Below are 21422 nucleotides of genomic sequence, written 5' to 3'. Positions count from 1 at the left end.
CATGGTCGTCTGAATTTCCGAAGGGGACGCCCATGTCTGCCGAAAAACCTGAAGTCATCATCACTTATTGCATTCAATGCCAATGGCTATTGCGCGCTGCCTGGCTGGCCCAAGAACTGCTGAGCACGTTCAGCGACGATCTGGGTAAAGTCTCGCTGCAGCCAGGCACCGGCGGCGTGTTCCACATTACCTGCGACGGCGTACAACTCTGGGAACGCAAGGCCGATGGTGGCTTTCCCGAAGCCAAAGTGCTCAAGCAGCGGCTGCGTGACCAGATCGACCCGGCCCGCGATCTGGGCCACAACGACCGCCATACTCCGGAAAGTGCTCAGTAATACAGGCGACTGTCACGACATCGCCACGCACGTGTCACATTCGGTTAACCGGCATGCTCCACTCTTCTGGAAACCCTGCCGGAGGTCGTCACATGACCAGTGCTCAGCTCGCCACACCCAGCCGCAAACAACGCGTGCGCACCTTGTGGATTTCCGACGTTCACCTGGGCACGCGCGATTGCCAGGCCGAGCACCTCTCCGCGTTTCTCAAGCGCTATCAGGCTGACAAGGTGTATCTGGTCGGCGACATCATCGATGGCTGGAAACTGCGCGGCGGCATGTACTGGCCACAAGCACACACCAACGTGATTCGCCGCTTGCTGACCATGAGCAAGCGCGGCACTGAAGTCATTTACGTCACCGGCAATCACGATGAATTCCTGCGCCGCTACTCCAAGCTGGTGCTGGGCAACATCCAACTGGTCGACGAAGTCGAACACGTGACGGCCGATGGACGTCGCTTTCTGGTCATTCACGGCGACCAGTTCGACGTGATCACCCGTTACCATCGCTGGCTGGCCTTTCTGGGCGACTCGGCCTATGAATTCACCCTGACCCTCAACCGCTGGCTCAACCACTGGCGCGCCAAGTACGGCTATGGCTACTGGTCGCTGTCGGCGTACCTCAAGCACAAGGTCAAGAGTGCGGTGAATTTCATCAGCGATTTCGAGGAAGCCATCGCCCATGAATGCGTGAAGCGCGGGCTGGACGGGGTGGTCTGCGGGCACATCCACCATGCGGAAATCCGTCAGGTGGGCGGCGTGGAATACCTCAACTGCGGCGACTGGGTCGAATCCTGTACCGCCCTGATCGAACACCTGGACGGCAACATCGAACTGTTCCGTCTGGCGGATGCGCATTTGAAGGCGCAACAGGTTGCTGTCGAGGAACCCGCCAGCGAAACGCTTGCCTGAAGCAAGCGGCCTAGAACGGCACCTTGCCCAGGAGCATGTCGCGGTACATCACGAAGTCGCCGAGCAGACTGTAAAACGGATGCTTGAACGTGGCCGGACGATTCTTCTCGAAAAAGAAATGCCCGGCCCAGGCAAAGCCGTAACCCGCGACCGGCAACAGCCACAACAACCCCCAGCGGCCGCTGCCCACACCAAACGCCAGCAGGAAAATCACCAGCGATGTACCGACAAAATGCAGACGCCGACTGGTAGCGCTGCTGTGCTCGGCAAGATAGAAAGGATAGAACTCGGCAAAGCTCGAAAAACGCCTGATGGTATCCACGGTGCCTGTCCTCGTGTGGGTTCTTATTGTTATACACAAATTTAGCCGGCTGTCGTGCCGATGTGGAGTATTCGAGTCCTGCTCATGTTTACGACTATCGTGCCAATGCTCCGCGTGGTAACGATAAACCAAATGCCGTGTTCGCGAATAAGCGAAGCGTCGCTCGGTCCGCTCCGACGCCCAGCCAGACCTCAATGCCGCCAGAATGCCGGTACACAGAGCACCAGCACAGTAATGATTTCCAGACGGCCAAGCAGCATGCCGCCGGACAGAATCCATTTGGCCGCATCCGGCAGGGTAGAGAAATTGCCCGCTGGCCCGATGACCTCACCCAGCCCTGGCCCTACACCCGATACCGTACTGGCCGCGCCGGTCAGCGCCGTCATCCAGTCCAGCCCGAGCAGCGACAGCATCAGCGCGATCAGACAGATAGTGATCGTAAAGAAAAACGAAAAGGTCAGGATCGAGCGCACGATCTCATCGTCCAGTCGATGGCCATTGTATTTCTGCTTCATCACCGCGCGCGGATGGATCAGTTGATTGAGGTTGGTCTTGAGCAGAATGTAGGCCACCTGAAAACGGAAGATCTTCACGCCGCCCGCTGTCGAGCCGGAACAGCCGCCGATAAAGCCCAGATAAAAGAACAGCATCAGCGAGAAATTGCCCCACAGGCTGTAGTCACCCAGTGCAAAACCCGTCGTCGTCACCACCGAGGTCACGTTCAGCGCGACATGGCGCAGCGCCTCGGTCCACGGCAGGTCCGTGGTGTTGGCGTACCAGACCGTCATGACCAGCCAGGTGATCAACAGCAGCCCGATCAGCCCCTGAACCTGCTCATCCTTGATCAACGCCTTGCGATTGCCGCGCAGGGTGGCGACATACAGGGTAAAGGGCAGACTGCCGAGGATCATCACCACGATCGCCACCCAGTGCACCGCCGGTTGCGGCCATTTGGCCAGCGACTGGTCGGACGTGGAGAAGCCGCCGGTGGAAATCGCCGACATCGCATGGTTGATCGCGTCGAACAGACTCATGCCCGCCGCCCAGAAGGCCAGGCTGCCCAGCGCGGTAAAGCCGACGTAGGCGAGCACGATGAACTTGGCCACCATGTGCGAGCGGGGCATGACCTTTTCCGAGCGATCCGAGGACTCGGTCTGGAACAGACGCATGCCGCCGATGCGCAGCAAGGGCAGAATCGCCACGGCCATACCGATGAAGCCGATGCCGCCCAGCCAGTGCAGCATCGAACGCCAGATCAGAATGCCCGGTGACATGCTGTCCAGGTTGCTGAGTACTGTCGAACCGGTGGCAGTAATGCCCGACATGCTTTCAAAAAACGAGTCGGTGTAACTGATGTGCTGGGTCAGCAGAAAGGGCAGGGCGGCGAAAATGCACACCACGATCCAGCTGGAGACGGTCAGCATGTACATGTCCCGCGGGCGCAACTGAACGTTGTCGGGGCGTCCGGGCACCACCAGCGCCAGGCCGGCGATAAAGGTAATGGCGCTGGCCCACAGGAATTCGCGCAGGTCCTCGAAACGGTCGTAGATGACCAGCGTGGCCATGGGCACGATCATGGCGACAGCCAGGGTGATCAGGAAGATGCCGATAATGAAACCGATGATACGCAAGGTCGGCAACGACATGACAGGCTCTGGCTGGTGTGAGGAAAGGCGCCATTCTACCTGCGCTTGAGGGCATGTAAACCGGCGCCGCCGAGGACCGGCTGCGAGCGCAGAGGTAACGAATTGTCCGTCGCACTCGTTATTGACGCTAAACAGGCTCTAGAATGCTCGATCACTTTTCAAGGAGACAGTCCATGCAGGCGCTCGACGTTTTGCTCAATCGTGTATCGGTTCCACGACTGGTCGACCCGGCCCCGGACGCTGCGCAGCGGGAAATCCTGTTCGGTGCTGCATTGCGCGCGCCGGACCATGGACAGCTCAAGCCGTATCGTTTTCTGACGGTCGAAGGCGCGGCCCGTGACCGCATGGGCGAGATGCTGGCGCAGGCGCTGCAGGAGAGTGGCGCTGAAGTTACCCCGCAGGCGCTGGAAAAGGCCCGTCTTGGCCCATTGCGTGCACCCTTGGTGGTGGTCGTGATCGCGCGCTTGCAGGACCACTTCAAAGTCCCGCACTCGGAACAGCGGATCACCGCCGGATGCGCCGCACATGGCGTGTTGCTGGCAGCGTATGCACTGGGTATCGGTGCGGTCTGGAGGACTGGCGAGCTGTCCTATGCGCCTCAGGTGGCCAAGGGCTTCGGCCTTGAAGCCGGCGAAGAAGTGCTCGGCTTTCTGTACCTGGGCACCCCGCTGAACCCGCCGCGCGAAGCGCCAAAAGTCGATGTGGGCGGGTTTGTCAGCGAGTGGCAGGGCTGATCAGACAGACGATAAACTGAGCGGCTCTCTGGGCAGATCCAGCGTGGCGATAAACCCGCCTTCCGGGTGATTGCCCAGCATCAGGGTGCCGCCATGTCGCTCCGCTGCGCGTTTGGCGATCGCCAGCCCCAGGCCGTGACCGGGCGTGGTCTGGCCGGGGGCGCGGTAAAAAGGCTCGCCCAGTTGTGCCAGATGTTCGTCGGCAACCCCCGGACCATGATCGCGGACGCTCAGACGGACGTGATCGCCGACCTGAGTTGCCTGCAGATCGATGCGCTGACCGGAGGGGTTGAAGCGCAGCGCGTTGCGCAGCAGGTTGTCCAGCGCACGTTCGATCATGTCCGGCCAGCCTTTGAACTGCAGGCTGTCCTGCACCTCGACGCGAATGTTCTGGTCGATACCGTCCAGTTGGGTGTCGTTCTTCAGGCGCTGCAGCAGCGCTTCGAGGTCGACAGGCTCAGGGCCGCGAAGCTCGGCGTCGAGGCGCGCCAGGGCCAGGATCTCGCTGATCAGCGCCTCCAGCCGGTCACACTCACGGCCCAACCGTGGCCAGAGCTTTTCACGCTCGGCAGGCTCGGCACGTTCAGCCAGCGCCAGGGCGATGCGCAATCGGGCCAGCGGTGAGCGCAATTCATGAGACACATCGCGCAGCAACTGGCGCTGACTGCCGATCAGGCTTTGCAGGCGCGCGCCCATGCGGTTGAAGTCCTTGGCCAGCACGCCGAACTCGTCACGCCGGTTGGCCAGCTGTCCGAGGCTGTGCTGTTGATAGCTGGTTTGCCCCAAGTCGTGCACTGCACCGCGCAGGCGACTCAGCGGTCGTGTAATCGACAGCGTCACGAACAGGCTGAACAGGGTCAGCACCACCAGCGCAATGCCCAGCGCGCTCAGCGGCCACATCAGACTCTGACGGTGCCATTCGTCGAGCTCCGGGTGCGGAACGCGGTAGATGAACAGGTAGGTTTCGCCGGTCTTCGGGCTGCTGTACTCGGTGGCCAGACGGCGCCAGGGCAGTTTGCGCCCCTGATCGTCGTCTTCCCGCTGCCGCGCTTCCAGAGCTGCGGCGCGCGGCGGGAAGGTGCCACGCACCATCGGCTCGCCGCTGTCGCTGAGCACTTGTGTGTCGATACGATTGCGACGTTTGATGTCCTGAAGAAATTCCTGAGCGTTATCCGCGCCCTTGTCCTCGAAGCGTTGCGTCCACTGTTCGGGTAACGAGTTGAGCACCGGGTGACGACTGAGGATCCACGCATCCTGATTGAGCATGTGCCCCATGAGCACCGACAGGCCGCCTACCAGAGCGATGGCCAGCCAGAAGCTGGCCAGGATTCGCCAGAACAATGAACGCACGGGATTTCCTCGGTCTCAGTAAAAAAGCCCGGCATGCGCGTGCATGCCGGGTTGTGTTCAGCTCATCGGGCCGCGAGGCCTGATGGTTACAGCGTTTTTGCTGCTTTTGCCGCTTTCCAGGCCTTGAACTCGGCCCATTCGGCGCGACGCTCATCTTCTTTCTTCTTGATCTCGTCAAACAGCTTCTGCTGGTCAGGCCTCAGCAGTGCACGAACTTCGCTGTCGGTCTTGGAGCGTTTGGCTTCGATTTCGTCGTGCATTGCTTTCTGGTCGGCAGCAGGCATTTTTTCCAGGTAGCTTTGAGTGATTTCGCGACGCTCGTGCCGTTGCTCGCGCATCAAGCGTTCGATCTGCTGACGCTGTTCACGTGTCAGGTCCAGCTCGGCCATCGGTCCCATCGGGCCAGGGCCGCGATCCATACGTGGGCCAGGGCCAGGGCCGCGGTCATCGCGATCCATGTGCATGGCAGGTGCGTCAGCATCCGGGCCACCGGCAGGTGGCGCTGGTGGTGCGGCCATGGCAATGGTCGGCAGGGCAGTGGCAAACATCAAAGCGATCAGGGTCTTGCGCATTGTGTATCTCCTTGTCTCTAGTGCGGCTCGATGCCGATGAGCCCAGTTTAGGGAGATCAAGGTCAAGCGCAGTCAGCGCTTGGTAAAGCTTGTGTAAGGAGACCGTTGCAAGTTGTCAGCTTAAGGCTACACGCCAGAAGCGCCGGGCTTTCAGCTTGCTGCGTCAGGCTTGCCACGTGAAGCGACTCAAAGCGCGTAGTAATAGCCGCGGCTGCGCAGCGCGACGATGCGTGGGCGGCCATCGGCGTGCGGGCCGATTTTCTTGCGCAGGTTGCTGACGTGCATGTCCAGACTGCGGTCGTACAGGGTCAGTTTGCGGCCCAGGGCCAGTTGCGCCAGTTCCTGCTTGTCCAGCGGTTCGCCGGGCTGGCGCATCAGCGCTTCCAGCAGGCGGCTTTCGGACACTGTGAGGGTCAGCTCCTTTTCGTCGACACTGACCACACCGCGCATCGGGCTGAAGGTCAGGTCGCCCAGTTCGAGCTGGCTGGATGATGCGACCGGATGACTGCGGCGCAGCACGGCGCGCAGGCGGGCAGTGAGTTCGCGAGGGTCGCAGGGCTTTGCCAGGTAATCGTCAGCGCCCAGTTCAAGACCCAGAATGCGGTCCAGCGGCTCGCCGCGTGCCGAGAGCATGACCACCGGCAGGTCGGGGTGGTCGGCACGTAATTGCTTGAGCAACTCCAGACCGCTGCCGTCAGGCAGCATCACGTCCAGCACCACGGCAGCGGGTGCGGCGTCGGCCAATGCCTGACGCGCGCTGGTCCCGTCGTGACAGGCGCGCACCTGAAAGCCTTCCTGGCTCAGCCAACTGCTCAGCAGTTCGCACAGTTCCTGATCATCATCAATTAGTAACAGCTCGCTCATGACTCACTCAATTTAGCCACTGCCGACGTTGCCTACGCCAACCGCTGACCAATATACCGCACAGAAGGGCGAACATCGCAACGCCACCGCCTGCGATGAACCATTGTTGCTGCTCGGTCAGCAGGCGCGGGGGCGCTGCGGACAGTGCTTCTTTGAGCTGCAACTTGAGCTTTTGGTTCTCCTGACGCAAACGTGTCAGCAAGGCGTTGTTGCGTTCCGGATCGGCGTTCTGTAACTGCCGGGTCAATTCTTCGCGCTGCCGCTCGCTGTCCTTGAGACGCACCTGGAGGTCGGCCATCTGGCTGGCGGTGCCGGGCTGATGCAAAGGCTGTACTGCGCCACCTTCACCGACCGTCTCGGCGTTTACCTGCACACTCGCCGCCATCAATATCGCCAACAGACACCACGTCGCTGAACGCATCTGAACTCCCTTTTACCGAGCCGTGTAAATTCGCACATTGAGCAGGTTATCGGCAGGCAGGCGGGAATGATGAATGAAGGGCGGGGCGGCAGGACGGCCCTGCTTCGCTGGAAGCAGGGCGTGCAAGTGTTGTCGGAGGGCGGGGATTAGGGCAGGACTTGCTTGAACGGCTTGACCACGACGTTGGCATAGACGCCAGCGGCAACAAATGGATCGGCTTCGGCCCACGTCTTGGCGGCGCTTTGCGATTCGAACTCGGCAACGATCAGGCTGCCGCTGAAACCGGCAGCGCCGGGGTCGTTGCTGTCGACTGCCGGGTGTGGACCGGCCAGCACCAGACGGCCTTCATCCTTGAGCGCGTTGAGGCGATCGAGGTGCGCCGGGCGAACGCTGAGGCGTTTTTCCAGCGAGTTTTCGACGTCGGTGGCGATGATTGCGTAGAGCATGTCAGTCCTCGGATTTGGTCGTATTGGGAGCGGTATCGTGCAGGTGGCGTGACAGGTAGATTCCCTGGCCGACCAGGAAGATCAGGGTCATGCCCAGGCTGCCGAATACTTTGAAGTCGACCCAGAATTCCTGATAAGTGAAGGCCACATACAGGTTGGCTGCGCCACAGAACAGGAAGAATATGATCCAGGCGATGTTGAGCCGGGTCCAGATCGCTGCCGGCAGGGTCAGTGCATGACCCATGATGCGCTGGATAAGCGGACGGTCGCCGATGAAATGACTGCCGGCGAAGGCGACGGCAAACAGCCAGTTGACCACCGGGGCTTTCCATTTCAGGAAGGTTTCGCTGTGGAAGGCCAGGGTCAGGCTGCCGAACACCAGGCACGCCACCAGCGTGAGCCATTGGCTTTTTTCCAGCTTGCGTTGTTTGACGTAGAGAATGCCGTAGACCACCACCGAACTGATGATCAGCATCGCCGTTGCACTGAAAATGCCGCCTACCATATAGGTATTGCCGAGGATATCCACGGCACGCGGCTCGGTTTTGTAAACGATGAAGAACAGGAGCAGCGGGATGAAGTCGATGAATTGTTTCACAATGGCAGCCAGAAGCAGGATGTGGCGGCATAATAACAAACATCAATGAACACGAAAGCATCACTATGAATGTAGACCTGCACTGCCACAGCACCGCTTCCGACGGGGCGCTCTCGCCTATGGCACTGGTTGCGCGTGCTCATGAAAACGGCGTGCGCGTCCTTTCGCTGACCGACCACGATACCCTCGAAGGGCTTGAAGAGGCCCGTGCGGCGGCGCATTCATTGGGTATGCAACTGGTCAACGGGGTGGAGCTGTCCTGCACCTGGGGCGGCGCGACCATCCATATTCTGGGTTACGGATTCGATACCCAGGCCCCGGCGCTGACCGAAGCCATCGGCCGTTTGCATGAAGGACGCTGGCTGCGTGCGGAAGAAATCAGCCGTAAATTGGCGATCAAAGGTATGCCTGGCGCGCTGGAAGGCGCTCGCGCGATTCAGCAGGAGCTGGGTGACAGCGGTAATGCGCCTGCGCGTCCGCACTTTGCCGACTTCATGGTGCGCTCGGGTTTCGTCAAGGATCGCGCCGAGGCATTTCGCAAATGGCTGGGGGCGGGCAAACTGGGCGATGTGAAGCAGCACTGGCCGACGCTGGAGGACACGGTCGCCACCTTGCGGGCGTCGGGTGCGTGGGTCAGCCTTGCGCATCCTTCACATTATGACTTTACCCGCAGCAAACGGCGTAAACTGGTCGGCGATTTCGTCCAGGCCGGTGGGCACGCCATAGAAGTGGTCAATGGCATGCAGCCTGCCGATCAGGTCGGAACCCTGGCCATCCTTGCACGCGAGTTCGGTCTGCTGGTCTCTGCCGGCAGCGACTTCCACGGTCCTGGCACCTGGGGCGAGATCGGTACTTATCGTCCCGTGCCTGAAGATCTACCGCCTTTGTGGTGCAGATTCAAACATGAACAGCCTACTGCCGCCGTCTGAACAGGAAGTAATCGTGAGTCAATTTTTCCAGGTCCATCCGGAAAACCCGCAGCCGCGCCTGATCAAACAGGCCGCTGAAATCATCAAGGCCGGCGGGCTGGTGGTGTACCCGACAGATTCGTCCTATGCACTGGGCTGCCAGATCGGCGACAAGAGCGCCATCGAGCGCATCCGCCGCCTGCGTCAGCTGGACGACAAGCACAACTTCACTCTGATGTGCTGCGACCTGTCGCAGCTGGGGCTGTTTGCCAAGGTCGACACCGGCGCGTTCCGTGCACTGAAGGCGCACACGCCCGGGCCCTACACCTTCATTCTCAATGCCACCCGCGAGGTGCCGCGCCTGGTGCTGCACCCCAAGCGCCGCACCATCGGCCTGCGGGTGCCAAGCCATCCCATCGCCCAGGCCCTGCTGGAGCAATTGGGTGAGCCGCTGATGAGCGTCAGCCTGATCATGCCGGGCGACAGCGTGCCGCTCAGCGATCCCTACGAGATGCGCCAGATTCTCGAGCATCAGGTCGACCTGATCATCGACGGCGGTATCGGCGGTATTTCGGCGTCCACGGTCATTAACCTGGCCGAGGGTGAACCTCAGGTCGTTCGGGTCGGCTGTGGTGATCCGACGCCGTTCGGTGAACGTGCCTGATGACAGCCGTCGAGGCAGTGGACAGCCAGGCAGACGCCCAGCAGGAACTGCCGTTCGCGCTGGTCTACGGGCGTGCTGTCACGCAGATGCCGCTCGACCTGTACATCCCGCCCGACGCGCTGGAGGTCTTTCTCGAAGCGTTCGAAGGCCCGCTTGACCTGCTGTTGTACCTGATCCGCAAACAGAACATCGATATCCTCGATATCCCTGTTGCCGAGATCACCAAGCAGTACATGGGTTACGTCGAGCTGATGAAAACCGTGCGCCTGGAGCTGGCTGCCGAGTATCTGGTCATGGCCGCCATGCTGGCCGAGATCAAATCGCGCATGCTGTTGCCGCGCTCGGCGGAAGTCGAAGAGGAAGAAGGCGATCCTCGCGCCGAGCTGATTCGCCGCTTGCAGGAATACGAACGCTTCAAGGTCGCCGCCGAGGGTATTGACGGGCTGAGCCGGGTGGGCCGCGATGTCATCGTGCCGAAACTGGACGCTCCCGAAGCCCGCGCACGCAAGTTGCTGCCGGATGTCAGCCTTGAAGAAGTGCTGATGTCGATGGCCGAAGTACTGCACCGTGGCGACATGTTCGAAAGCCACCAGGTCAGCCGCGAGGCACTGTCCACCCGCGAGCGCATGAGCGATGTCCTGGAACGTCTCAAGGGCGGCGGTTTTGTGCCGTTCGCCGAGCTGTTTACCGCCGAAGAGGGGCGTCTGGGTGTGGTCGTGACGTTCATGGCGGTGCTTGAGCTGGTCAAGGAGTCACTTGTCGAACTGGTCCAAAACGAGCCCTTTGCGGCGATCCATGTCCGGGCGCGAGCCGAGTAGAGCAAGAACACACCCATGAACCTCAACGAACCCCGCGAACTGGCCCCGCTGCTTGAAGCATTTCTGCTGGCCTCCGGAAAACCGCAGACGCTGGAGCGCCTGTATGAGTTGTTCGAGGAAGGTGAGCGCCCTGAGCCTCCGGTGTTCAAAAAGGCACTCGAGGTGTTGCGCAAGTCCTGTGAGGGGCGCGCCTTCGAGCTCAAGGAAGTGGCATCGGGTTATCGCCTGCAGATTCGTGACCGCTTCTCGCCGTGGGTCGGGCGGTTGTGGGAAGAGCGGCCGCAGCGTTACTCCCGAGCCATGCTGGAGACCCTCGCGCTGATCGCTTACCGCCAGCCGATCACGCGGGGCGAGATCGAAGATGTCCGTGGTGTCGCGGTCAACAGCCACATCGTCAAGACTCTGCTCGAGCGCGAGTGGATTCGTGTGGTGGGCTACCGGGATGTGCCCGGTAAACCGGCCATGTTCGCGACCACCAAAGGCTTTCTCGACCACTTCAATCTCAAAAGCCTCGACGAGCTGCCGCCGCTGGCCGACCTGCGCGAGATGGAAACCGAGCCGGTGCTGGATTTCGAAGAGGCACCGGTGCCTTCGCACCTGCAAGCCCTGGCCGACGCCAGCCTCGCCCCGGACGCAGAGCCGGAAGCCCCGCGTGACGAAACCAGCTTCCGCAGCCTGCTTGTGGAACTGGACTCGATGGAGCAGGGCCTCAAGACCGACTTCGACGACCTGCTGCGCGCGGAGCCAGAGCCTGAAGACGACAAAGGCGACGATGAGGTCTGATTGACTCGCGCTCCCACGCTGAAGCGTTCAGCGTGGTACGCAAGTCTCGTGGGAGCGAGCTTGCTCGCGAAGGCGATGGTGCAGGCTCGCTATTTTCGGATTCTGTACGGGCCCTTTCGCGAGCAAGCTCGCTCCCACATGACCTGTATGTAGCCATGAGCGCTCTGCGTCCTCTTGATACCTCGTCCTGGAGCGTGCAGAACGATAATCAGGACTGTCGTGCCAACGCCCAGCGCATTTCGGTCGAATTCATACGCCAGCCCAGGGTCACATCTGATACCACTCGCCATGAGATTCGCTGCCCATGAGTTCGACCAAGAACCCCTGCATCAGCCTGTGCAAGTTCGATGATGACATTTGTCTGGGATGCGGCCGCAGCAAGCGCGAAATCAAGGCCTGGAAGAAACTCGACAAGGACGACAAGCGCACGGTGCTCGAGGAGTCTGCAAAGAGGCTGGCCAAGCTCAAGACCGCCGGTCGTAAAAAGAAGAAGTGATTCGGGCATTTGCCGTTGACGCCGGATGCGTAAACCGGCGCAGGGGCGTATGATGGCCGACCCTCGGCGATCAAGTGTCGCCCGGGCTTTCAAGTATTTCGCCTTGCCGCTATCCACAGCGCGCCGGGCACAGGTCTTGCCGGTTCTCGGCCAGCCCTGATTCGACACACCGGGAGGTGCCCAGATGAGTGAAAAAGACAAGCAGGACAGCCAGGAAATCGGACCCGCAGGCGAAAAGCTGCAGAAGGTTCTGGCGCGCATTGGCGTGGGTTCACGCCGTGACGTGGAAGCCTGGATTACCCAAGGCCGTATCAAGGTCAACGGCAAGGACGCGACCCTCGGTCAACGCGTCGACCTGCATGACGCCATCAGTGTCGACGGTCGCGTCATCAAGCGCGAAGAAGCGGCCGAAACGGTCCGTCGCGTCATCATGTACAACAAGCCCGATGGTGAAATCTGCACCCGTGACGACCCGGAAGGCCGTCCGACCGTGTTCGATCGTCTGCCGCGTCCGAAGGAAGGCCGCTGGATCAACATCGGTCGTCTCGACATCAACACCACCGGCCTGCTGATGTTCACCACCGACGGTGAACTCGCCAACCGCCTGATGCACCCGTCGTTTGAAATGGACCGTGAATACGCGGTTCGTGTGCGTGGCGAAGTCGATGACGACATGCTGCTGCGCCTCAAGAATGGCGTGATTCTCGAAGACGGTCCTGCACGCTTCACCGATATCCAGCAGGCACCGGGCGGCGAAGGCTTCAACCACTGGTATCACTGCGTGGTGATGGAAGGCCGTAACCGCGAAGTGCGTCGTCTCTGGGAATCCCAGGGGCTGGTGGTCAGCCGCCTGAAGCGCGTGCGTTACGGACCGGTGTTCCTCAACTCCGACCTGCCGATGGGCCGCTGGCGCGAAATGAGCCAGTACGAAGTCGATATTCTGGCAGCTGAAGTTGGTCTGCAACCTGTGGCCCAGCCGCAGATGAATGCCAAGACCAAAGACAAAATGGAGCGTCTGCAGCGTCAATCGTCGCGCCCTCTGGGCAAAGGCGAGCGTGTTCGTACGTTGCGTCCGGCGGCTGGTGCTCCGGCGACCGGCGGCGAACGCGCACCGCGTCAGCCGCAGATCACCGGCAGCGAGCGCGATCGTCCGCGCGGTGGCGATTCGACTCAGCGTCCTTCGCCGCGCAAGGATTCGGGCAAGCCCGGTTCACGCGCGCCGCGTCCGGCCGACAACAGCCGTGGTACGCCGGTCGCCGAGCGTCCGAGCGACATGAACAAGCGTCCGGCCAAGCCGGGCCCGAAGCGTGTCGGCATCAAGCTGGTCAACGATGATGCGCCGTCAGGCAAACGTCGTGGCCCACCGGCAGGTTCAGGTCAGCGTCCAGGCTTCGGTCGTCGCAAGCCTGAGTGATCGCTCGGTGTGAATGAATGGCAACGCCAGTCCACAGGGCTGGCGTTGTCGTTTTCGGCGCTCTGAAAAGCGCTGTCACACTGCGGTCACGCATCGACCTTCCGGTTTTGAACCTCAGCCGGAATGCCTGTGTACAATGCTGCGCTTTTTTCTGTGAAACAGTGCTGTTCAACGCTCTGGGCCATCCGCCTCGAACGCTGCAATTCTGTTGCGTCACAAGCGCAGCAGGTTCTATTTCGTCACAGCACAAGATCGATCAGGTGGCTATTGAATGAGTGAAACAACCTCACCCTCGGGCGAACTGAAACGCGGCCTGAAGAATCGACACATCCAGTTGATCGCCTTGGGCGGTGCCATCGGGACGGGCCTGTTTCTCGGCTCGGCGGGCGTGCTGAAATCAGCCGGGCCGTCGATGATTCTCGGTTATGCCATCTGCGGCTTCATCGCCTTCATGATCATGCGCCAGCTGGGCGAGATGATCGTCGAAGAGCCGGTCGCCGGGTCGTTCAGCCACTTCGCGCACAACTACTGGGGCGGTTTCGCCGGGTTCCTGTCGGGCTGGAATTGCTGGCTGCTGTACATTTTGGTCGGCATGTCCGAGTTGACCGCCGTCGGCAAATACATCCATTACTGGTTGCCGGACATCCCGGGCTGGGTATCCGCAGCGGCCTTCTTCGTGCTGATCAATGCCATCAACCTGACCAACGTCAAGGTGTTCGGCGAGACCGAGTTCTGGTTCGCGATCATCAAGGTGGTGGCGATCATCGGCATGATCGCGCTGGGCAGTTACATGCTGGTCAGTGGCAGCGGTGGCCCGCAGGCCTCGGTGACTAACCTCTGGGAGCATGGCGGGTTTTTCCCTAACGGCGTCGGCGGCTTGGTGATGGCGCTGGCAATCATCATGTTCTCCTTCGGCGGGCTGGAGATGCTCGGTTTCACCGCTGCCGAAGCCGAACAGCCGAAGACCGTGATCCCCAAGGCAATCAACCAGGTCATCTACCGCATCCTGATTTTCTACATCGGCGCGCTGGTGGTGCTGTTGTCGCTGACGCCCTGGGACAGCCTGCTGGCCAGTCTCAATGCGTCTGGCGATTCCTACAGCGGCAGCCCGTTCGTGCAGGTGTTCTCGATGCTGGGCAGTGACACGGCGGCGCATATTCTTAACTTCGTGGTGCTCACAGCGGCACTGTCTGTGTACAACAGCGGCACCTACTGCAACAGCCGCATGCTGGTGGGCATGGCCGAGCAGGGCGATGCACCCAGGGCGTTGGCCCAGGTCGACAGGCGCGGGGTGCCGGTCAAGGCGATTTTCGCCTCTGCCGCGGTGACACTGGTTGCGGTGCTGCTCAACTATTTCGTGCCGCAGCAGGCGCTGGAACTGTTGATGTCGCTGGTGGTGGCCACGCTGGTGATCAACTGGGCGATGATCAGCTACTCGCACCTGAAATTCCGCCAGCACATGAATCGGACCGCGCAAGTGCCGCTGTTCAAGGCGCTGTGGTATCCCTACGGCAACTATGTGTGCCTGGCGTTTGTGGTGTTTATCCTCGGCATCATGCTGATGATCCCCGGAATCCGCATATCGGTGTACGCGATACCGGTCTGGCTGGCGGTGATGTGGGTCTGTTACCGGGCCAAAAACAGGCGTAGCGTTATCGTGCCTGCCCAGTCCGGCAAGTAGCCTTGCCCGTTGCCGAGAAGAAGATAACCCGATGCTGGTGATTTCCAACAACGTCCATCTGCCCGACGCCGAGATCGAATTGACTGCTATCCGTGCCCAGGGCGCAGGAGGGCAGAACGTCAACAAGGTCTCCAGCGCCGTGCATTTGCGTTTCGACATCAATGCCTCGTCGCTGCCGCCGTTCTACAAGGAACGGCTGTTGGCGTTGAGTGACAGCCGGATTACCAGCGACGGTGTGATCGTGCTCAAGGCCCAGCAGTATCGAACCCAGGAGCAGAACCGTGCCGATGCGTTGCTGCGTTTGAGTGAGCTGATCGTCAACGCGGCCAAGGTCGAAAAGAAGCGCCGCCCGACCCGCCCGACTCTCGGCTCCAAGACCCGACGTCTGGAGTCCAAGAGCAAACGCGGCTCGATCAAGGCCGGACGCGGGAAAGTGGATTTCTGAAGTGTTTTTCAGTCTCGTGCCACGCCGGAGCGCTTAGCGCTATACATAAGTCCGCTCTTGATTCTGGCCGCCGGCCGTGCGGACTTGTTCGCGAAAGGGCCCGTGCCGTCGCAGAAAATTTAGCGTTCAAAACAATGCCTTCGCGAACAAGTTCGCTCCCACAAGAGCCCTCCCGCCCACGTTAGAACGTAGGAGCGAACCGGCGCCTACGCTCGAACGTAGGAGCGAACTTGTTCGCGAAAGGGCCCGTGCCGTCGCAAAAAATTTAGCGTTCAAAACAATGTCTTCGCGAACAAGTTCGCTCCCACGCCTTGCGGGCAGAAGCCTGAAAATTCCGCTTTCCGGGCTCTTGACGGCCTGTATGGCTATGAGCACCGATCATCGCTGGCGCAACACCTGCGCCTGCTTGTACAGATAAACGCTCAACGCCAGCCCGGTAAGTGACGCCAGTGCCGCGAACAGGAAGATCGAGACGAAGCCGAAGCCGGCAGCAATCGCGCCTGCCAGTGGCCCGGTGATGCCCAGTGACAGGTCGATGAACAGCGAATAAGCGCCTACTGCTGCGCCTCGGCTTGACGCCGGGACCAGATTGACCGCTTCCACACCCAGCGCCGGGAACACCAGCGAGAACCCGAAACCGGTCAGCGCCGCGCCAGCCAGTGCCAGGTTTGGAGTGGGTGCCAGCCACAGCAGCAACAGGCCCAGGCTTTCCACCGACAGACAGACAATCGCCACTCGAAAGCCGCCCAGGCGATTGATCAGGTTGCCGAACAGCAGGCGCGCGGCGATGAAGCTGCCGCCAAACAGCGTCAGGCACAGTGCGGCATTCGGCCAGTGGTTGCTGGCGTAATACAGGGTGATGAACGTCGCGATAGTGCCGAAACCGATACCGCCCAGCGCGAGGCCCATGCCATGCGGAAACACTCGCCCCAGCACATGCATGAACGGCAGTCGCTCACCCTGCACAATCGGCGCGGGCTCTTTGTGCCACGTCAGGTAAAGCCCCAGCGCGCACAGCAGCATGATGCTCACGCCCACTGTCCACAGGCCGAGTTCGTCAACCATCCACACACCTAATGGCGCACCAATGGCCAGCGCGCCGTAGCTGGCGATACCATTCCAGGAAATGACCTTGGCGGTGTTCTGCGCGCCGACCCGGCCTATGCCCCAGCCAATCGAACCCGAACCGACCAGGCTTTCCGCGGCACCGAGGATCACCCGGCCAATCAGCAGAATCACCAGGCTCGCCATCGGCCAACTGTCCAGCCATACCGGCACCAGCATGAACACACCGCTCAGCCCGCAGCCGGTCAGCCCGATCTGCACGGCCTTCTTGCTGCCCAGATTGTCGATGATGCGACTTGCCCAGGGCCGACTGATCAGCGTGGCCAGGTATTGCACGCTGATGACCAGTCCTGCGATGACTGCACCGAAGCCCAGATCACTGTGGACGTAGCCGGGCAGAACGGCGAGGGGAATGCCGATGTTCAGGTAGCCGATGAAGGTGAACATCACAATGGAAACGACGGTCAGGGTAACGGCCATCGGGGTTTGCGGTGTGTTTTTCGGTGTCTCGGACATGGGGCGGGCTTTCATTCTGTGCGGGCATGGCGTTCGAGCGGGCAGGGAAAAACCCTTAGCAAGCTCTCGAAGTGCTCATCATACCGATGCATCGGGTGATGCAGGTGCAACAGATTGAAATAAACGTGAATGGAAGGTTATTCGTGCCTGGGTGCCACAAGGTGTGTGGTCACGAGGGCGGCCAGGGCGTTTTCCTGAGTACCGAAGCGGGCGAGCAGGGCGCTCTGTTTTTCCGGGCTGAGGCGTGACCAGATTTCGATCATTTTCTCGGCGGTGCCAATCAGGGCGCTGGCTTGCGTTTCAGTGAAGTCGCTCATAAAAATCTGCTGTTTGCCTGTTGCTGGTTTTCCAGGCGTATTGAAAACCGGCAAAACCGTTTTTCGATACGCCTGAAAACAATCGCCTTCAGTCTTTGCGTCCGGCTTTCTGGCTGTCTTGAGCCGAGGGTGCTGCTTTCATTGCGACAGGTTGACCAAGCTCTTGCTGAGCCAGAGTCGACTGTTGTGGTTCCTGTTGGCCTGGTGGGAAGTTAGGGATTTCATGCATCGTCGTCGCTCCTCGCAAGGGGTTGCAGATAGAACCGTGCTTTAAAAAGCCTGCGCAGGATAACCCACCGAAAATGACAATCAGGATATTTTTTTACCCCGATTGCCCTGATCGTGAAACAAAATGGCTTTTTTACTGTCCTGCTTTTTATCTCGCGAGGCGCTGACGAGCTTGATTTCATTGGGCCGGACCGCGTGAGCAGGGTCCGCGGCCCGTTGAACATTTTATTTTCGGCCTTCTGCATCCCTGGCCACTTCGTCAGTGCGCGCGGCCATGATGAAATCGTTGCGGTGCAGGCCCTTGATCGAGTGGCTCCACCAGGTCACGGTCACTTTGCCCCACTCGGTCAACAGGCCCGGGTGATGGCCTTCCGCTTCAGCAATTTCGCCCACCGCGTTGGTGAACGCCAGCGCCCATTTGAAGTTCTTGAACAGAAACACTTTTTCCAGCTGCATCACCGCGTCGCGGACCTCGATGTTCCAGTCCGGGATCTGCTTGAGCAGTTCCGGCAATTCGGCTTCGCTGACCTGCGGCGCGTCGGCACGGCAGGCTTCACAGTGAGCTTGATTCAAGGTGGTCATAAGCAGAGGGTCCTTTTCGGATAGCGGGCCGAGGGTCAGGCGGCGTGGCTTTTGGTTTTAGGTGGAAATTTGGGAGCGTGCAAGCCCAACTGCATGCCTTGCCCGACCAGCGCCATGATGTCTTGCTGCGCCAGATCGAACAGACGCTTCAAATCCGGCAGGACAAAGTACAGCGGTTGCAGAATGTCGATGCGATACGGTGTGCGCATCGCTTCAAGCGGATCGAAAGGCTGGTGTTCGGGGGCTGACGACAAGCTGTAAACCGCCTCTTTTGGCGAAGAAAGAATACCGCCGCCGTAGATTTTCCGTCCTTGTGGTGTGTCGACCAGGCCGAACTCGATGGTCATCCAGTACAGCCGGGCCAGGTACACGCGTTGTTCCTTGCTCGCGCTCAGGCCGAGTTTGCCGTAGGTGTGGGTGAATTCGGCAAACCATGGATTGGTCAGCAGCGGGCAGTGGCCAAATATTTCATGAAAGATGTCCGGTTCCTGCAGGTAGTCCAGTTCTTCTGCGGTACGAATGAACGTCGCCACCGGAAAACGCTTGCTGGCCAGCAGCTCAAAGAACGTCTGGAAGGGGATCAGCGCGGGCACTCGCTCGACCTGCCAGCCAGTGGTCGCGCCCAGAACCTTGTTGATTTCGCCTAGCTGCGGGATGCGATCGAGCGGCAGGCCCAGTTGTTCGATGCCGTCCAGATACTCCTGACAGGCACGCCCTTCGATGATGCTCATCTGCCGGGTGATCAGGGTGTTCCAAACCGCATGTTCGTCCGCCGTGTAATCGATGAAACCCGAAGCGTCCGGCTCGCGTGCCACGTAAAGCGTCTGGGCCATGCTGATGTCCTCGAAAGGCTGCTGTTTTTAAAGTGTTCTTGTCAAAGCCTGTGGTCAGGAATAACCCGGTTTCGAAGGTACGTCAGCGGCTGTGAGCGGGGTGGCGCGAGGATTTGATCACTGGTTCGTAACGAAAATTTTACGCTTACGATAGGCGGGGCCTGAAATCAGCCATTCTGTCGCTCGCGAAGTGTGAATGCGTAACGTATTGTTGACATTAATTTTGCTGCCTCACAAAAAACTACCCTCACAGGGGCGATGACTCATGCGCATCAAGGTGCACTGCCAGAACCGCATCGGCATTCTTCGCGACATTCTCGATCTGCTGGTGGCTTACGGCGTCAACGTGGCGCGCGGTGAAGTGGGGGGCGAGCACGGTGATGCGATCTATCTGCATTGCCCGAACCTGATCAACCTTCAGTTTCAGGCCCTGCGCCCGAAGTTCGAGGCGATCACCGGGGTGTTCGGCATCAAGCGTGTCGGGCTGATGCCCAGCGAACGCCGGCACATGGAGCTCAATGCCTTGCTCGGCGCGCTGGAATTCCCGGTGTTGTCCATCGACATGGGCGGGGCCATCGTTGCGGCCAATCGTGCCGCCGCGCAGTTGCTGGGTGTGCGGGTCGATGAAGTGCCGGGCATGCCCTTGTCGCGTTACGCCGAAGATTTCGACCTGCCTGAGCTGGTGCGCGCCAGCCAGTCGCGGATCAATGGCCTGCGGGTCAAGGTATGCGGCGACGTGTTTCTTGCCGACATCGCGCCTCTGCAATCGGAACATGACGACAGCGAGGCGATGGCCGGGGCCGTGCTGACGCTGCACCGCGCTGATCGGGTCGGTGAGCGCATTTACCATGTGCGCAAGCAAGAGCTGCGTGGCTTCGACAGCATTTTTCAAAGCTCGAAGGTCATGGCTGCTGTGGTTCGCGAGGCGCGGCGCATGGCGCCCCTGGATGCGCCGCTGCTGATCGAGGGGGAAACCGGTACCGGCAAGGAATTGCTGGCCCGCGCCTGTCACCTGGCCAGCCCACGCGGCCAGTCACCGCTGATGGCGCTCAACTGCGCCGGGTTGTCGGAGTCCATGGCCGAGATCGAGCTGTTCGGCTATGACCCCGGCGCGTTCGAAGGCGCGCGTGCGGAAGGGCGGCTGGGGCTGTTGGAACTGACTGCGGGCGGCACGCTGTTTCTTGATGGCGTGGGTGAGCTGAGCGCGCGCATGCAGGCCAAGCTGCTGCGCTTCATTCAGGACGGAAGCTTTCGCCGGGTCGGCAGTGACGAGGACATGTTTCTCGATGTACGGGTGATGTGTTCGACCCAGGTCGATCTGTCGGAGCTGTGCGCCAAAGGCATGTTCAGGCAGGACCTTTATCATCGCCTTAACGTGCTGTCGCTGCATATACCGCCACTGCGCGACTGTCTGGACGGTCTTGAGCCTCTGGTGGAGCATTTTCTCGATCAGGCCAGCCGGCAGATCGGCTGTTCGCTGCCCGGCATATCACCTGCGGCCATCAAGCGTCTGAGTCAGTACCACTGGCCCGGCAATGTGCGGCAACTGGAAAACGTATTGTTTCAGGCTGTATCGCTGTGTGACGGCGGCAAGGTGCAGGCCGAACACATTCGTTTGCCGGATTACGGCGTGCGACAGGGATTGAGTGAGGTGTCGCTGGAGGGCGGGCTGGGCGCAATTATCGGGCGCTTTGAAAAGTCGGTGCTGGAACAACTGTATGCGCAATATCCCAGCAGTCGCCAATTAGGCAAACGCCTGGGGGTGTCTCATACAACGATTGCCAACAAGTTGCGCGACTATGAAGTGGGGCGCGAATCAGATCCGCATTCAGTCGATAAATAACTCGCTGATTGATGACTCTGCAACTTAACGTCGTGCATGCGCCTCGCACCTTATAGAGCGGCGAGGCGTCGTGCACAGGCTGTGACAGCGAAAAGCCTCAACCGTTGCTGCAGCCGTTGCCCATCACCTGATAGCTCATAATGTGGCGTGCGCCTTGCGAGTCCTCATACACCATGCGTGCCGGGACCACTTCGCAGACATTGGGGATCTGGCTGATGGAGATAACCCGGGCGATATCCAGATGCGTGCCGTAGGTATATTGCTCGACACGCGCCTGTTGCGCCGCCACTTTGGTCTGCGATTCTTCGGCCATGGCGAAACTGCTGATGCCGCACAGGGCCAGGGCCATTAATAAAGCTTTCATTGTCGTTTACCTTTTTGAAAGTGAGCGCCGTCGCATCACGTTTTTGACGTCATGGGCTCAGGCGGTCTGATGCGTTTTTCGAGTTGGAACAACACTGCGTGGGGGCAGTTGATGTTTGCCTTGTTGGCGGATCGAATTCTATGCCTGTTGCAACAGCGCATATATAAAGACTTTGGATAAGCGCTTTTATCAAAATGGTAATAATCTGACGTACTGCTTCACGCGTGCGGCTTGTCGTCATGGCCCCGGTCCCGCCGGTAAGA

Annotated in this window: 25 protein-coding genes; 12 read left to right on the top strand and 13 right to left on the bottom strand. The window is 60.1% G+C overall.

The window, feature by feature from the left end:
- Window positions 1-32 precede the first annotated feature (32 nt).
- Both ACW55A_RS26530 and ACW55A_RS26525 read left to right on the top strand, forming a co-directional pair.
- The gene (locus ACW55A_RS26530) at window positions 33-335 is read left to right on the top strand and encodes an Rdx family protein (protein WP_003369824.1); all 303 of its coding nucleotides are present in this window, start codon (window positions 33-35) and stop codon (window positions 333-335) included.
- 92 nt (window positions 336-427) lie between these two features.
- On the top strand, window positions 428-1249 hold the full coding sequence (locus ACW55A_RS26525) for a UDP-2,3-diacylglucosamine diphosphatase (RefSeq protein WP_003342638.1): 822 nt from the start codon (window positions 428-430) through the stop codon (window positions 1247-1249).
- A 10-nt stretch (window positions 1250-1259) separates the two neighbouring features.
- Here the strand turns inward: ACW55A_RS26525 and ACW55A_RS26520 are convergent, their stop codons facing one another.
- Together ACW55A_RS26520 and ACW55A_RS26515 are read right to left on the bottom strand one after the other, a co-directional pair.
- Complete coding sequence (locus ACW55A_RS26520; protein WP_003393857.1) at window positions 1260-1571, bottom strand: Mpo1-like protein; 312 nt, start codon at window positions 1569-1571, stop codon at window positions 1260-1262.
- 191 nt (window positions 1572-1762) lie between these two features.
- On the bottom strand, window positions 1763-3217 hold the full coding sequence (locus tag ACW55A_RS26515) for a TrkH family potassium uptake protein (RefSeq protein WP_003369828.1): 1455 nt from the start codon (window positions 3215-3217) through the stop codon (window positions 1763-1765).
- 173 nt (window positions 3218-3390) lie between these two features.
- On the opposite strand from ACW55A_RS26515, the gene ACW55A_RS26510 reads away from it, so the two are divergent.
- Window positions 3391-3951, top strand: a complete 561-nt coding sequence (locus tag ACW55A_RS26510) for a nitroreductase family protein (protein WP_003369830.1) — start codon at window positions 3391-3393, stop codon at window positions 3949-3951.
- Here ACW55A_RS26510 and ACW55A_RS26505 read toward each other — a convergent pair whose 3' ends face one another.
- From ACW55A_RS26505 to ACW55A_RS26480, 6 genes are all read right to left on the bottom strand, one after another.
- Window positions 3952-5301, bottom strand: coding sequence for a sensor histidine kinase (locus tag ACW55A_RS26505; protein ID WP_044309943.1), 1350 nt, complete (start codon window positions 5299-5301; stop codon window positions 3952-3954).
- 86 nt (window positions 5302-5387) lie between these two features.
- The gene (locus ACW55A_RS26500; protein WP_003369834.1) at window positions 5388-5873 is read right to left on the bottom strand and encodes a Spy/CpxP family protein refolding chaperone; all 486 of its coding nucleotides are present in this window, start codon (window positions 5871-5873) and stop codon (window positions 5388-5390) included.
- A 186-nt stretch (window positions 5874-6059) separates the two neighbouring features.
- Entirely contained in the window at window positions 6060-6737 is a 678-nt protein-coding gene (locus tag ACW55A_RS26495; protein WP_003434516.1) for a response regulator transcription factor, read from the bottom strand.
- A 7-nt stretch (window positions 6738-6744) separates the two neighbouring features.
- On the bottom strand, window positions 6745-7158 hold the full coding sequence (locus tag ACW55A_RS26490) for an SH3 domain-containing protein (protein ID WP_060708066.1): 414 nt from the start codon (window positions 7156-7158) through the stop codon (window positions 6745-6747).
- 146 nt (window positions 7159-7304) lie between these two features.
- A complete protein-coding gene (locus tag ACW55A_RS26485; protein WP_003369841.1) occupies window positions 7305-7604 on the bottom strand; it encodes a YciI family protein in 300 nt (99 codons plus the stop codon).
- A gap of 1 nt (window position 7605) precedes the next feature.
- Window positions 7606-8202, bottom strand: a complete 597-nt coding sequence (locus tag ACW55A_RS26480) for a septation protein A (protein ID WP_003314713.1) — start codon at window positions 8200-8202, stop codon at window positions 7606-7608.
- A gap of 65 nt (window positions 8203-8267) precedes the next feature.
- Between ACW55A_RS26480 and ACW55A_RS26475 the strand changes: the two genes are divergently transcribed.
- From ACW55A_RS26475 to arfB, 8 genes are all read left to right on the top strand, one after another.
- Entirely contained in the window at window positions 8268-9131 is an 864-nt protein-coding gene (locus tag ACW55A_RS26475; protein ID WP_003369844.1) for a PHP domain-containing protein, read from the top strand.
- Window positions 9132-9144: 13 nt separating this feature from the next.
- Window positions 9145-9774, top strand: coding sequence for an L-threonylcarbamoyladenylate synthase (locus tag ACW55A_RS26470; RefSeq protein WP_003434523.1), 630 nt, complete (start codon window positions 9145-9147; stop codon window positions 9772-9774).
- Window positions 9774-10592, top strand: a complete 819-nt coding sequence (locus ACW55A_RS26465; RefSeq protein ID WP_003434526.1) for a segregation and condensation protein A — start codon at window positions 9774-9776, stop codon at window positions 10590-10592. Before ACW55A_RS26470 ends, ACW55A_RS26465 begins: the two co-directional genes overlap by 1 nt.
- Window positions 10593-10607: 15 nt before the next feature.
- A complete protein-coding gene (scpB, locus tag ACW55A_RS26460) occupies window positions 10608-11375 on the top strand; it encodes an SMC-Scp complex subunit ScpB (protein WP_455809556.1) in 768 nt (255 codons plus the stop codon).
- Window positions 11376-11679: 304 nt separating this feature from the next.
- A complete protein-coding gene (locus tag ACW55A_RS26455; RefSeq protein ID WP_002554453.1) occupies window positions 11680-11871 on the top strand; it encodes a DUF1289 domain-containing protein in 192 nt (63 codons plus the stop codon).
- Window positions 11872-12055: 184 nt separating this feature from the next.
- Window positions 12056-13285, top strand: coding sequence for a 23S rRNA pseudouridine(2605) synthase RluB (rluB, locus tag ACW55A_RS26450; RefSeq protein ID WP_003314721.1), 1230 nt, complete (start codon window positions 12056-12058; stop codon window positions 13283-13285).
- 271 nt (window positions 13286-13556) lie between these two features.
- Window positions 13557-14966, top strand: coding sequence for an amino acid permease (locus ACW55A_RS26445; protein WP_054080874.1), 1410 nt, complete (start codon window positions 13557-13559; stop codon window positions 14964-14966).
- 31 nt (window positions 14967-14997) lie between these two features.
- Window positions 14998-15411, top strand: coding sequence for an alternative ribosome rescue aminoacyl-tRNA hydrolase ArfB (gene arfB, locus ACW55A_RS26440; protein WP_003314723.1), 414 nt, complete (start codon window positions 14998-15000; stop codon window positions 15409-15411).
- 378 nt (window positions 15412-15789) lie between these two features.
- Here the strand turns inward: arfB and ACW55A_RS26435 are convergent, their stop codons facing one another.
- From ACW55A_RS26435 to phhA, 4 genes are all read right to left on the bottom strand, one after another.
- Window positions 15790-16992: an MFS transporter gene (locus tag ACW55A_RS26435; protein WP_054080875.1), complete on the bottom strand. Its 1203-nt coding sequence runs from the start codon at window positions 16990-16992 to the stop codon at window positions 15790-15792.
- 137 nt (window positions 16993-17129) lie between these two features.
- Complete coding sequence (locus ACW55A_RS26430; RefSeq protein ID WP_003369861.1) at window positions 17130-17309, bottom strand: hypothetical protein; 180 nt, start codon at window positions 17307-17309, stop codon at window positions 17130-17132.
- A 453-nt stretch (window positions 17310-17762) separates the two neighbouring features.
- On the bottom strand, window positions 17763-18119 hold the full coding sequence (locus ACW55A_RS26425; protein WP_054080876.1) for a 4a-hydroxytetrahydrobiopterin dehydratase: 357 nt from the start codon (window positions 18117-18119) through the stop codon (window positions 17763-17765).
- Between the two features lie 35 nt (window positions 18120-18154).
- Window positions 18155-18952, bottom strand: a complete 798-nt coding sequence (phhA, locus tag ACW55A_RS26420; protein ID WP_054080877.1) for a phenylalanine 4-monooxygenase — start codon at window positions 18950-18952, stop codon at window positions 18155-18157.
- 265 nt (window positions 18953-19217) lie between these two features.
- Here phhA and ACW55A_RS26415 point away from each other — a divergent pair, with 265 nt between their 5' ends.
- Entirely contained in the window at window positions 19218-20795 is a 1578-nt protein-coding gene (locus ACW55A_RS26415; RefSeq protein ID WP_054080878.1) for a sigma-54-dependent transcriptional regulator, read from the top strand.
- A 97-nt stretch (window positions 20796-20892) separates the two neighbouring features.
- On the opposite strand, the gene ACW55A_RS26410 is transcribed toward ACW55A_RS26415, so the two are convergent.
- The gene (locus tag ACW55A_RS26410) at window positions 20893-21159 is read right to left on the bottom strand and encodes a DUF2790 domain-containing protein (protein WP_032609668.1); all 267 of its coding nucleotides are present in this window, start codon (window positions 21157-21159) and stop codon (window positions 20893-20895) included.
- Window positions 21160-21422: the final 263 nt, after the last annotated feature.

The organism is Plantibacter cousiniae (nom. nud.), assembly GCF_977070315.1.
The sequence above is the reverse complement of the archived record's forward strand: the minus strand, read 5'-3'. Positions and strand labels throughout refer to the sequence as shown.